Origin of the sequence: Cupriavidus sp. USMAHM13 (assembly GCF_001854285.1) — a bacterium.
GTDB lineage: Bacteria > Pseudomonadota > Gammaproteobacteria > Burkholderiales > Burkholderiaceae > Cupriavidus > Cupriavidus malaysiensis.
Map to the genome: position 1 here is coordinate 72,593 of NZ_CP017753.1, position 12,702 is coordinate 85,294.

General features: G+C 60.3%; 14 protein-coding genes. 5 read left to right on the forward strand and 9 right to left on the reverse strand.

The genetic code is table 11. The features are described 5' to 3' along the window. Positions 1–57: 57 nt before the first annotated feature. The 8 genes from BKK81_RS33170 to BKK81_RS33205 form a co-directional block, all read right to left on the reverse strand. Positions 58–393, reverse strand: coding sequence for a helix-turn-helix domain-containing protein (locus BKK81_RS33170; protein ID WP_071023041.1), 336 nt, complete (start codon positions 391–393; stop codon positions 58–60). Beyond that, a complete protein-coding gene (locus BKK81_RS33175; protein WP_071023044.1) occupies positions 390–731 on the reverse strand; it encodes a type II toxin-antitoxin system RelE/ParE family toxin in 342 nt (113 codons plus the stop codon). Before BKK81_RS33175 ends, BKK81_RS33170 begins: the two co-directional genes overlap by 4 nt. Positions 732–803: 72 nt before the next feature. Continuing rightward, positions 804–1,022, reverse strand: coding sequence for a hypothetical protein (locus BKK81_RS33180; RefSeq protein ID WP_071023047.1), 219 nt, complete (start codon positions 1,020–1,022; stop codon positions 804–806). Between the two features lie 105 nt (positions 1,023–1,127). Next, the gene (locus BKK81_RS33185) at positions 1,128–2,192 is read right to left on the reverse strand and encodes a primase-helicase zinc-binding domain-containing protein (protein ID WP_071023049.1); all 1,065 of its coding nucleotides are present in this window, start codon (positions 2,190–2,192) and stop codon (positions 1,128–1,130) included. Between the two features lie 260 nt (positions 2,193–2,452). After that, positions 2,453–2,983: a single-stranded DNA-binding protein gene (locus BKK81_RS33190; protein ID WP_071023052.1), complete on the reverse strand. Its 531-nt coding sequence runs from the start codon at positions 2,981–2,983 to the stop codon at positions 2,453–2,455. A gap of 19 nt (positions 2,984–3,002) precedes the next feature. Beyond that, entirely contained in the window at positions 3,003–3,800 is a 798-nt protein-coding gene (locus BKK81_RS33195; RefSeq protein WP_071023055.1) for a hypothetical protein, read from the reverse strand. Between the two features lie 10 nt (positions 3,801–3,810). After that, on the reverse strand, positions 3,811–4,239 hold the full coding sequence (locus BKK81_RS33200; RefSeq protein WP_071023058.1) for a hypothetical protein: 429 nt from the start codon (positions 4,237–4,239) through the stop codon (positions 3,811–3,813). 106 nt (positions 4,240–4,345) lie between these two features. Next, positions 4,346–4,687: a hypothetical protein gene (locus BKK81_RS33205; RefSeq protein ID WP_071023061.1), complete on the reverse strand. Its 342-nt coding sequence runs from the start codon at positions 4,685–4,687 to the stop codon at positions 4,346–4,348. A 641-nt stretch (positions 4,688–5,328) separates the two neighbouring features. Here BKK81_RS33205 and BKK81_RS33210 point away from each other — a divergent pair. The 5 genes from BKK81_RS33210 to BKK81_RS34880 all read left to right on the forward strand — a co-directional run bounded on the left by BKK81_RS33210 (position 5,329) and on the right by BKK81_RS34880 (position 11,424). Further along, a complete protein-coding gene (locus BKK81_RS33210) occupies positions 5,329–6,471 on the forward strand; it encodes a hypothetical protein (protein ID WP_156811584.1) in 1,143 nt (380 codons plus the stop codon). Positions 6,472–6,647: 176 nt separating this feature from the next. Further along, entirely contained in the window at positions 6,648–7,907 is a 1,260-nt protein-coding gene (locus BKK81_RS33215; RefSeq protein ID WP_083384849.1) for a FlhC family transcriptional regulator, read from the forward strand. 750 nt (positions 7,908–8,657) lie between these two features. Continuing rightward, entirely contained in the window at positions 8,658–8,852 is a 195-nt protein-coding gene (locus BKK81_RS33220; RefSeq protein WP_071023071.1) for a YqaE/Pmp3 family membrane protein, read from the forward strand. A gap of 569 nt (positions 8,853–9,421) precedes the next feature. Further along, positions 9,422–10,318, forward strand: coding sequence for a CAP domain-containing protein (locus BKK81_RS34875; RefSeq protein WP_083384852.1), 897 nt, complete (start codon positions 9,422–9,424; stop codon positions 10,316–10,318). Between the two features lie 254 nt (positions 10,319–10,572). Continuing rightward, entirely contained in the window at positions 10,573–11,424 is an 852-nt protein-coding gene (locus tag BKK81_RS34880) for a hypothetical protein (protein ID WP_083384853.1), read from the forward strand. A 59-nt stretch (positions 11,425–11,483) separates the two neighbouring features. Here BKK81_RS34880 and BKK81_RS33225 read toward each other — a convergent pair whose 3' ends face one another. Further along, complete coding sequence (locus tag BKK81_RS33225) at positions 11,484–12,695, reverse strand: adhesin (RefSeq protein ID WP_071023073.1); 1,212 nt, start codon at positions 12,693–12,695, stop codon at positions 11,484–11,486. Between the last annotated feature and the right edge of the window lie 7 nt (positions 12,696–12,702).

The window sequence follows — 12,702 nt, forward strand, 5'->3', positions numbered from 1 at the left end:
CCGGCATATGCCGGGCTTCTTGCTCAAATATATTGCGGGCGAGCCTCGCCCGATCCATCAGCAAACGGCCATCCTCACCGACTTGCCAGCGCGAGTCAGCATGTCGACCAATGCATCCAAGGTGAATTTTCCAGCCTTCTTATTGACCACGTCGGACACACGCGGACGGGTAACGTGCAGAATCGCAGCAGCCTCTTCCTGCTTAAGGTGATTGTCCCGAATCCAAGCGGCTAACTCTCCCATCAGTTGTTCCTTGAGCGCCAATGTTTCCGCAATCCGCTTCTTCGATTCCACCTGGTAGCCCTTTGCTTCCTCCGGCGCAAAGCCGAGTTCCGCGAATAGATTGGCCCCAGACTTTGTGACGTGCTTGATCTCCGTATCAATCGCGCTCATGTCGCACTCCTAGATTTCACAACGGCTCGGTAGCGAGCCTCGGCTACGTCCTTATCGTGCCGCGTTGTCGCCTGGGTCTTCTTATGGAAACAGTGCAGCACATAGATCGCCTCCTCAAACTTCGCCACATACAAAACGCGGAACGTCCCTTCGCTCTCGCGAATCCGGATCTCTCGCGCTCCAGCCCCAACCTCGCCGAATGGCCTCCAGTCGTCCGGGTCCAGACCCGCCTGGACCTTGCTCAACTGGAAGCCGGCTTCACGTCGAATGGCGGCGGGGAAGCTAAGCAGATCCGCCAAGGCTGTCCCGACCCAGCGGATTTCCTTTTCAGTTGACATAAGTGTATCAAATTTTGTACGTTCGCGACGTGTCCCAATCGACACACCGGATAGGGCGCCGTGCCACAAATCTCAATGAACCTGAACCGGTTTGCGATCGAAGCAGAACTCGAACGCCGCATCGAACGACGCTTCGCGCTGCAGGAACAGCAGCACACCGGATGGGCCGCGACGATAGACCTCGAAAAACTGCGCATCTGACTGGCCGGCTTCGATGACCCGCGCTCCAGCGCTGCGCATCGCGTGGATGTGCAGCTTATTGACGATGGCAGTGAATCCTTTGAACGACATGGTGAGTCTCCTTTCGAAGAGATCGCCCATGGAGTTCGCCCCGTGGGTCGAACCCACAGGGCGAGGATGGTGAGGATCGGCGAGAAGCCGTTTCGAGTGAAGGTGCTATGCGGTGACGGGCAAGGCCTGCGTGATCCCGCGCAAGCGGCAAACTGTCAGCCACTCATCGCAGAAGTCCGTGCCACGCACCTTGGGTCGGTGGAGCACGACTTTGAAGCCGGAGGCACGCAGGCGCTTCTCCAGCGCAAGCGCGTCGGCCATGCCCGGCGACTTTCCGGTCTTCGGATCAACCTTGTCGAAGTCCGCAAAGATGTGCACGGTGTGGATGCCCAATCCTTCTGGCACCTCAAACGCCTTGAGGAGCACGCGATTCAGGCACGACCAGGTCGGCACCCCAAATAGCATGTGCGCCGCATATGCGGTTTCCATGCCCTCCGCGACGCCGATCACGCCGCCGACGGGCTGCATCAACCTCACAGCACCGCCGGCGAGCGGCAACGCCGACACCTCATTCCGCTTGCACGGCAATATCTCGCCTTCCGGGCAGACGATGGTCGCCTTGCACGGACGGTCACGGTCGAGAAACGTGCGATGCAACGTTGCCAGTCGGCCATCGGGCAAGGTGAACTCGGCCAGAATCGCCGGGTAACGTCCCAAAGCTTGCTTCCCGTGCCAGAAGTCGAGTTGCGCCAGATGCAGCGCCGGCGAGGGCGCCACATCCAGTCCAGGAACGCGGCCGGCCAAGTACGCCATGCCGTGGTCGCCTCGCACCACTGGCACTGCGGCGGCTCGGATGCTTGCCAATCGACGCGCCTTCCACTTTGCGTCACAAGTCTTGCTCGCCGTGCCCGCACGGTTCGGACGTTCGCAGGCGAGACGTGGTTCGGGGACTCGCCCGCCCTCGATCTCGCATGCCAATTCGTGAAAGGACTTGCCTGTTACCAGGCGAATCAGCTCCAAGCCGTCACCAGCCTTTGGGGCGCCGTTGTTGCATTTCCGGCAGACCCAGTCGCCGCGGCCATGCTTGTTGTCATAGGTGAAGCGATCCGTGCCGCCACAGATGGGGCACGGGCACGGACGCCCCGAAAGGTAGCGCTCGTCCACATACTTCAGCACCATGGCATCCCACTGAGAGGGCGTCCAGGTACCAACGATGTCACGCAACTTCATGGGATTGTCTCCTTCTGGAGGGTGGGTTCGATGCCTGAATCAGACAGGGAAACGCTTTGCTCAAAAGGCACCCCGCGAGGCAGGGGGCCTTTTCAGCATGGCGCGAAACGTGCGGGGGAGAGTCGCCCTGAGAACTCAGGGCGGAAGAGGAGACGCGATCGTCCTCCGGCACTCAGCCGGAGAACGATCGCGAAGGTCATGCTAGGGAAAAGCCGCTGCTGGCCTCACGTCGACAAGGCGCGAAGCAAGCTTTCGAACCGCTAAAAAGGAATGTCATCATCCATGTCCTCAAAGCCATTCGATGGCGCCTGCGGCTGGCGTCGCTGGCCGCCGCCACCGCTGCCGCTAGCACGTTGCTCGCGTTGCGGACGACTGAGTATCGGACCCCGGGAGTCATCACTGTCTCCCGTCGTGTCATATCCGCCCGTCTGGCCCGCGCCATCGTCACGGCCGCCCTGCCGCGAACCCAGCATCTGCATCTGGTCCGCGACGATCTCGGTCGAGTACTTGTCCTGGCCGCTCTGGTCCTGCCATTTCCGGGTGCGGATGCGCCCTTCGATGTACACCTGAGAGCCTTTGCGGAGGTACTGGCCAGCAATTTCAGCCAGCTTGCCGAAGAACGAGACCCGGTGCCATTCCGTCAGCTCCTTCATGTCGCCGCTCGCCTTGTCACGATAGCGATCCGTTGTCGCCAGCCGGATATTCGTCACCGCATCTCCGCTCGGCATATACCGCGTTTCCGGGTCCGCGCCGAGATTTCCGACGAGGATCACCTTGTTCACTGAAGCCATGCTTCGTTACTCCTTCTATTCAATGGGCACGAGAGATCGACCACAGCCACTTTTCCCAGAGAACCTGGTTGCCGTGTTCGTCTCGCTTGGGTTCACCAGAGGTGGTGAAGGCAGGTACCTTCACCTTTCGTAGGCGCGTCACTTCCACCATGTCGCCGAGCCGGCAACCCGCATCAGTGATCGCGTCCTTGAGGCCTTCGCCCTGCAGGATCTGCTGACCACTCGGGCCATCCAGGCGCAACGCAAAGGACCGGTAGGTCTTTCCAGGACGCTTGCGGTCAGGGAAATCGTCCTCTCCCCACCAGGCGGCCTTACCGTGATAGACATGCAGCGAATGCTGCCTGGCGCCGCCACTGCGCCGGCTGGCTGGCTCACCACGAGGCGCCTGCCCATCCGGCGTTGCCACCGCCTGCCGTGTATTTCCGGCGGTGGACGCCGGCGTGTCCGCCGGAGCGACGGAGGTCTTGAGCGGTGCAGCACAGCCCTGGGTCGCCTCATGGGCGCGAACAGCATCGGACACGGCATCGGATATCGTGCGGCCGCTGATGGTCTCCACCGCCTCCCAATGGGGCGCGACCGAAGGCAGCAGCTTGTGTCCGAACCGGGTCGACGTCAGGCGCTTCTCGAATGCGGCGACAAAGTGGACCACGCTGTCCCCTTCGTCTCGGAACAGGTGCGGCAGCTCCCCAATCATCACCTGCACCTCGTTCGCCGAGCCGCGGCCAACGACCACAGGAGGGCTCGGTGTTGTCGCGAGCGCGCAGACGACGTCAGCAGCAGCGCAAGCGCCCTTCCATAGCTTGTTCATCCAGCTCATGGCGCAGCTCCTACAGCAGCGACCCGCAGGCCATCCGGCGTACTTCTTCCAGATCACGGCGCAGGCGCTGGTGGTTGAGGATGACGTCCTGCAGCACTTCCGGATCGACACCGTTCACGCGACAGACGTACTCGTAGCTCACGGCACCTTCCCAGTAGTGGAAGATCCATCCGAGCGTCATCGCGTAGTCCTCGGGATCCACCGTCTTCCCTTGCATACGCGCGCGCAGCATCTCCGCGCAATCGATCAAGGACTCCGGCATCTTGTCGCCGCGTCGGCTATCACACGCCAGGCTGATCAGGGCGTCAACCATCTTCGAGCGTATGGCATCGCTCCAGAATTTCGGGTCAGGCAACGGATCGACTCTCGGTGGCGCGGTCACGACCGGCGCAGCATCACCGAAGATGTCGAGTTGCCACCCGCGGACTTGGGTATTCATCTTGGGCTCTCCTCGCGAGAACCCGCGGCACCACCTGTCGGTGGGCGCGAGTCCCACGACAGGGGTTGGGGGCCGCCTTTCAGCGAAAGGCGGATTGGATCGACGGCTATTTCGCCGAGGTCGATCGAGGCATCGGCACCATCACAGCGGACTTCGCGTAGACCGTCCGGTTGGCGCCGCGAACGGCATGGCGCGCCGGCGCCGGTTGAGCGGCAGCCGTGGGCTGCGGCATGACTGCATCAGGCGCGGCGGGCACAGCCGTCTTGAACGCACGGCGTACCCATCCCACGAAGGCAAAGACGACTGCGGCCGTGGCATACACCATCAGCGGCGGCAGCAAGTAGAACTGGCCCGACAGCATGACGGCCAAGCACAGCAACAGAAAGCCGCGGGGGTGACGAACGGCAAAGGAAAGGAAAAGGCCCAGAAGGCGCATCAAGGATTCCATGGTTTTCACTCCGGAAAACGTAGAGATGAGATGCCCAGGCGGATACCCGGGACCATTCGATGCTCGAGTGAGCAAGGAATCCTTCAAGCGTCAACGCGCTTGCCTCATGCGCAATGCATCAGGCAAACGTGCTGGCGGCCGAGGCCGTGTGAACTAGAAAAATGGGGGTGGCGCTGCAATGTCCGCCGCCGTTGGGCGAGTGGAGTGGACGGGAGAGTCCGTCTTGCGCTAGGTCGATGCGTCAGAGACGCGGAGGTGACTGGACTTTATCGCACTGGGGCCTTGCACGCAAGCATTGCCAACGGCGCGCCTGGGCGGGCCAGCGTACAACATGCTGGACGCTCTCCACCGGAAAGCGTGCTGCTTTGTTACGTCTTTTCGGCGCTCCGATTGCACCTAAGGCGTGTTCGATTATCGACGCACTCAGCCCCTCCCACGGAGGGTGATTCAACGATGGCTATGCATGCCGATAGAAGAATTTGAAAGCAGCAACGCAACATGCCTCTCTCCACCCCGTCATCCGCCATGTCACCCCTTGACTTCGCCGATGGCGCGCTACGCTGGAGCGACAACATCATCGTGCTGTCGCCTCCCACCGCATCAATTCCCGGTACCTCAGCAATATGCAAGACGACTTTCCCTTGATCGACACCACCGGCAACGCGCCGGAGGCACTCTACTCCCTTGCGCGTCACGAACTGATGCCAGTCCTCGATGAAGCCGCCCTTGGGAAGATCGTACAGGCCTCAGAAGAAATTCTGGAGTCGCAGGATCGGATCCAGATGGAGATCGCGTCGATCGGCTCAAATATCGCCCATATTGATCGAACGATTCACTCGCATATGAAACGGGCGATGGGAGACGTGCCGCAGGCGCGCAAGCGCGCCTCCACGGTTCTGTTCAAGTACTGCCAGAATGTACTGAAGATTAGCCGATCTTATGTGTGGCTTTATCTGAAAGCCCACGCGAAGTTCATGAACAACTACGACGCGATCACGCCGTTTAATATTGGCGAATTGCAGGTCATCGTGCATTCTGAGATCACGGATGAGCATGTCGCCATACTCGCCGAGGCAAAACGCCAGAATCCTGGCCTCAAACGGTCCGAGTTCAAGGCGTTGGCGAAGCATTTGCGCGAGCAAGACGAAGGCCTCCAGACGGTCAATCACCAGTTGGAAGCTGCGCGCGAAGATCTCGCCAATAGCTTGGCAAAACAGATGGATGCCGAGTATGAGACCAAACAACTTCGCGCCCAGGTGGCTGATCTGAACAGCGCGGTGGACCGGCACCGGACAGCACTGGCCGATACGACGGAAGAACTGTCCCGTCGAAATGGCGCGGTGAGCCAGCTCAACATGACCATCGATACGCTGAGCAAAGAGCGTGAAAGCCTCAAGGCAGCTCTGCTCGCAGCGTCGACCGCTCCAGCATCTTCCGCGGCCGCGGCCACCGTCGATGCTGCGGCTGCGGAACAACAGCTCGCAGCCCTGGCGGGCCGACAGCGTGAAGTCGAAGCCGAGCTCGCCGCCGAGGAGCAGCGCCTTCGCGACCTGCGCAGGCAGGTTCAAGAGGAGACCCAAGGTCTTACGCTCATCAAGACCGCCACCGAGGAATTCTCCAGGATCACTGAGAGTTTTTCAGCGATGGCCGAGCGCTTCGAGAAACTCCATGCCTCCCCTGCCTTCAAAAAGCTGGAAGGAGGTGGCCGTCTGGCCATCGCGTCCTTCGCAGCTGCTGTCGCCGATTTCTCCAACAAGCTCGACCTGGAGCTAAAACGCGTCTAGCCGGGTTTCTTGCCGTACTGATAATTATCCACTCCGGTGAACATTGCACCGTGAGCATAAGATCCACACTGGATTCGGATAGCCACTAATAATGGGGAAGCGGGAAACTGGCACCCTGCCGCGTCGCGCTATCCCGACCGTGCTTCCAAACGCACGGGTTCCTGCTAAAAAGAAAAATGACCGAACCCATCTCTGCACGTAATACGGACAATCTCGTCCTCTCGCCCTTTTCGAGAGATCGAATTCGCTCCGCCAACTACTACCTTCTCGACTATGTGGCGGAGGCGCTGCGCATCAGACCCGAAATGTCCGATGCGTTTGGCATCTCGCGCGATGATGTCGCGATGGTGCGGGCGCAGGAGAAAGCCTACCGCGTGCTGATGGGTACGCCGTTTCTCGTGGTCGCACCGTCGCTCACCGAAATCGCGGACTGGCAAGCCCTCATTCATCGGTCAACGACGACCGTCGCAGTGGACAACCTGGCGCGTGTCACCCCGCAACTCACGCCCAACGAAAGGCATCTCATCTACCTCAACAACCGGACGTATATCTGGTTGCTAGTGGAGATTCTGAATACCTGCGCACTCGCTGCCCCGGTATTGGGTATCAGCACAGACTTGGCGGCCTACCTCGCTACCATTCCGCAGCACACGCTTGATCTGGCTATCTCCGACCTCGGATTTCCCATCTTCCGTTGGCGCGTTGCTCATCCAAGCTTCTTGCTGGAGTATGGCGCCCACCGAGTGGGAATCGAGAGCGTCGCGCATTTCTTCATGCAAAGCTCTCCGATCCGCCTCGGCAACCTACAGGCGAAGGAATCGAGGCACGACCGCGGATTACGCAATCTCATCGACACCTACGCCGCCCAGCTGATCGGGTTTCGTTGTCGGGCAGCCAGCGTAGTCGCGCTCCTTGGCATCACCTCGCACCGCGCCCGCGCCATGTACCAAGAGATTCACGGCGTGTCGTCTCCCTGCGGGCAGGCACCTAGCTCCTTGGGCTGGCATCTCAGACCCGCGGCCGTGCGCGTCCAATCCACCGTATTCCTCTGGCTCTACAAGGCAGCTCTCGCCGGCGGCAGCAACGTTCCGGAGGCCTTGATCTCCGCCTACGACTTCACCCAGACCCTCTTTGGCCAAAGCTTAAAGCTGGAGGCCGACCGCGCCTATCACCTGGTGCGCGTCTCTGGCGGCGCAGCAGGCATTGCCACGGCGCCATGTCGCGCCTGCGGGACGCACTACCTCATCGCCAACAACGGCAAGAAGGTTGAGTTCAGTGGCGCTTTCGCTTGCCCAAGTTGCGGCGGGCTGCTGGGCATGCAATCAGTGCGGCGACGCGGGCGGGCGGCGCGTGCCGGGAGTCTTGCACTGCGGTCGGCACAGCCGCCTGCAACGCGGTCACCCAACGCAAGCGTGCCGGGCTCACCCCTGCTCTAGAGCACCCGTCAAGTGCCCGGGCGGCGCATCGCCGGGCAATCCGCCGCTCCCGTGGTACCGTCCAACACCATTGCCCCAAAGTAATGCTCCAGTTCCTACTTTCCCCATTCGAGCTTCTTATTGGCGTATTCACGGCCTTTCCACTCATTGCCGTTTGCCCGGTACTCTGCTGTCTCATCGCCAAGCGCAAGGCTAGAAATCCGCTGGCTTGGGCCGTCATCGGGCTCGTCTTCCAGCTAATTGCGGTGCCAGTGATTCTCGTGCTCCGTAACCGAATGGACCAGCTGGACGAGTACCTAAAGAAGTATCCGCATTGCAAGACGCCGCACGGCATTACCTGCGCTCACTGCGGCTCGCGAAGAATCCGCATTTGGATCGACGGTGCGCAGCACCGGCACCTCTGCAATCATTGTGGCGTGCATCTCTACAACAGCTAGGAGCGCGGGCCGCCGTGGCGGCCATGTAGCCGCCGCCCATGACGGCCAGCACCTGCCCCCCTGGCGAAACGGCGCCCCCACGCAAATTCGATCGATCGGGACGCTCGCACGCTACCCCCCTCGCCAGTAGGGCATTAACTTTCTAGCCATCCTGCCGTCTAGAGACTGTTAAGCGATCGTTTCATTGCCGTCTTTGTCGGGACGCCTGTGAAACTTGACTTCGCACGGGCGTCGATAGCCTGAAGGTACGCGGTTCGAATGGCGACCCGCGGGCCGGAATATGTCCCTAAATCATCTCGAATACAAACACAGCATGCGCCTCTTTCTCGCGATCTTCATTCCCTGGTTCCAGTTCTTCACAATTGGTCGCCCTTTTGCCGGTCTCCTTTGTTTCCTGCTCCAACTCACGCTCATCGGCTGGATTCCAGCTGCAATCTGGTCTGCCTATGCCCTGAGCCAGTACAAGACTGACAAGAAGATCAACGCCGCACTCGATGCGCGACGCTGATCATCCTTAGCTCATCAGCCTCCAGCGCTTCTGCGGGGGAGGCGACATCAATCACTAGGATCCTTCAATGCCCGCCAGCTTCCACCCTATTGGCCTCCTCATCTGCCCTGCGCTGGCATTCTTTGGCGCCCGTGCCTTCCGTAGGAACCCCTGGGTCTGGGCAATGCTGGCGCTCGTCTTCCAGATATTGGCGCTGCTTGTTCTCGCGCTTCGTGGGCGTCGGGCCGACACGCTTAAGGACTATCTGGAGAAGCATCCAAATTGCCAGACCAGTCGCGGAATCTCCTGCGCACACTGTGGCTCAGGAAGTATCCGCATGTGGATAGACGGCGGTTCGAAGCGGCACGTTTGCAATCACTGTGGCACGCATCTCTACAACAGCTAACCGCCCTGCCTATTCTCCGCGAGAGCTCCATATGTGCGACCGCATACCTCTTTCGGCAGGAAAATCCGGCTAGAGTTTGGCAGAGCCGACCCGCCCCTATCGGAGGGCCGCACTTAGCCTGTTGGCAATCACCGGCCTTTGGGGAACCGCGGCGCGTTCTGCCGCGCCATCAGGCGAGGAGTCGATGCTCGCCGCGCCAGGGATCCTCGCTGCGCCCCTGGTCACGTCAGTCCCTTCGCCGAGCTACGGCCATCCGGACCCGCGCTACTCATTCTTCGTCGACCTCAACGAAATGCGCGCCGCTATGGGCGTTGGCGCCGTGCGGCAAGACGCCAGGCTCGACTTAGCAGCCGATCTTCATCTGCGCTATATGCAGCTCAATGCGACGATCGCGCATACAGAGATCGAAGGAAATCCAGGTTACACCCGTGCGGACCCCTACCAGCAAGCTCTCGCTGCCGGGGCAGAAACAAATCAATGGATAGGGCAAGCGACCTTCCGCGGTGAACTCTCTGGCTGCTTTGCGTATCTTGCAAATTCGGTCTACCACCTACAAACGCTCACGAGCAATCAAGAGACCATCGGCCTCGCACTACGCGAGAGCATTTGTGTAGCGAACTTTGGGGTCGTGTCGGGCATTGCCGATGGCGGTTACGGATTGGCTCAGTGGGGCGGGCAGCAGATGCCTCTGGATGCCATCGCCTACTACCCCACTGGCCGCGGTCGCGTGCCTGGCACCTTCTCCCCGGCCAACGAAATGCCAAATCCAGCTCCAGATCTTCCGCTAGCCGGGCATCCCGTAATGGTGCGCGTCAACGTCGCGGCCCCTAGCGATGTGCTTACAGTCCGTGAGTTTGGATTGACCGGCCCCACTGGCTCGCCCGTACCGGTGCGACTACTGGTCCCGTCTGGCGCGAAGCCAGATTCGGTATCCACTGCGATCGAGGATAGCCAGCTGTATCGGGGCGTTGCCTTCCTGCTACCGGAGCAGCCGCTAGCAGCCGGCAAGTACACCGCGACATTCGTTGGTGCGAGGAACGGTGTCCCTATGGTCAAATCGTGGCAATTCTCAACGTTCTAACCATCGACGAAGCTGCCCGAAAAGGCGAAGGCGCCCGTGCATCTAAGTCGGCCTCAGCATCTGCCACCACCTCTGCCACCCCTCCAGTGGGGCATTCAATTTCCGACCACCCTGCCGAATAGAGACAGCTAAGCGGTCGTTTCATTGCCGCTTCTGTCGGGACGCCAACGCGACTTGACTTCTCGCTGGCGTCGGTAATCTGGAACTAGGCGGATCGAGTGGCGAGCCGCAAAACTTCCAGCAAGGAAATTCAAATGCAAAACACTAATAACAAGCTCATCCTCGGCGCAATTGCAGCCGCAGTTCTCTCTCTGTCCGCCTGCGGTGGTGGTGGCGACGGAGGCTCCAGCAGCCCGGCGGCCGCTGCCACACCTACTCCTACCCCTGCGCCGACTCCGACCATCACGGTCTCGGGCAGTGCAACGCCCGTTAGCGGCGATCCGCTGGCAGTGATCTTCGTCCCACAAGATGAAACGTCGACCAAGTCTACCGGCCATTCCATCGCATCGAATGCCTTTCCCGCAGCGTTGCAGCTCGCACCGAGCAACGGCGGCTACACGCAACTCGGCGTCGACGCAAACAGCCTAGTCAAGCTCAACGGTGGCACGGTCGCCGACGTCGCTGGCAATGGCAGTTTCGCCATCGGCCGCTGGACGAACGGATCCGACAGCATTGGCAACGTTTCGGCGAACCAAGGCGCGCACTACGCAGTTGGCAAGCCGCTGACCCTTATTCAGGATCTTACACTCCAGCCCGATTTGACCCTCGGTCCGAAGCGGACATGTACTGCAGTTGCTAACACTTTGCCCACAGCAGTGAGCGGGAACTATGCGCCCGGTCGACTGAACTCCGCAACAGCCACAATCGCGATGAGCGGCCCGACACTGCAAACGGTATCGCTAGACATCTCAATAGGGTCTGACGCCCACGCAACCGCAACTATCTCCGGAACGATATTGAACGGAGTCTTCTCGTCGAATGGAGTCCTACATCACGTCGAAGTGCTTGGGACATCGCAAACGAATTTCTATCTGGCCTTCGGATACGCGATGCCTACTCCCTCAAGTGGCGACGTTACCGGCGTGGTCGTCATGCAGTGCCAATAGAATGCCGCTTTTGTAAGCGCATGAGACAGGAGCCGGCAACGCCGGCTCCTTCTTTTCTGCTAACTTCCCGGCATTGTATTGGGCCCAACCTGCACGAAGGTCGAGTTCGGGTAACATACCCAATTGCCCGCGTAACTGAAACCTCCTGAGCCGCTCTGCGTAATACAGATCCCATAATGGCAAAGGTTGTCGCAGTACATTGCCGAACTCACGACAACACCATTGGACGACCCCGATGCCGGTTGCCACACACCGTTCTGGCAGGACAGTGTGACACCGTTCGGGTCGCTTCGAATCGACCCCTGTGGGTCTCCGCAGCCCCAACCGGCCCACACCTGCTGGCCTGCCCCGCTTGACGGCACTACCGCCCCTGCCGCAAACAGGTAGCCATTGGCCACCATACTTCCGGCGCTTGTGACATTGCCATTCGACTGAAGAAGATTCGCGTTTACTTGGTTCGCTTGCATTACGCCCTGCACCAAGGCGCTGCCATTGGACTGGACATAGTTTCCGTAGACCCCGTTGCCTGAAACGTTTCCGTTCGCCGACACTGCCCCATTCGACTGGATGTTGCCAACCCGATTCATCGCCTGGTTGTTGGCGTCCATCGGACCGGTCAGGTTCAGTGATCCGTCGCGCTTGTAGAACTGGTTCAGCGATTGCGCCAGCAGCGACGTGCTCCCAACCTGCATGGCCAACACGCCCACCTGGTTGCCCGCCACGGGATTGGCTGTCGACCACTTTGCAGCCATGCCAGTAATCAGCGCCGGGCTCTCTGCGTACGATACGCCGGCATCGTAACCAGCGGCCGCCACGACTGCCGTGAGCAGGTCGGTCCTGACATTGCCCGAGCCGTCACGGTACGCCGTCGTCGAGTACATCAGGCCCGGAATCGTGCAGTTCGTGAGACCCGCACTGCAATTCGTCGGCGTCAGGTTCACAGCGAAGGACATTCCCATCGGCGCCGTCGACATCGTTCCAAGGGGTAGCAGTTTCAGGTTGATGAGGTCCTGCACGGTCGGCTGCAAGGGATTGCTTACCGTGGCCGAAACACTGCCGGCAACCAAAGTGGTCGGCCCGCTAGGACTACCCGCCAGTGTCGTGAAGTTGTCGAACACATACGTGTCTACAGCGCTGGCCAGCTTCGCCATGTACTGGCCAGTGCCCATCGTCAACGCACTGTCGATCAGATTGTTGGTCTGAAAGATCGACATCGTGACCGCCCCCGTCGCCGCGATCAGTGTGAAGGCCAACTCTGCACTCGCAATCATGGACAAT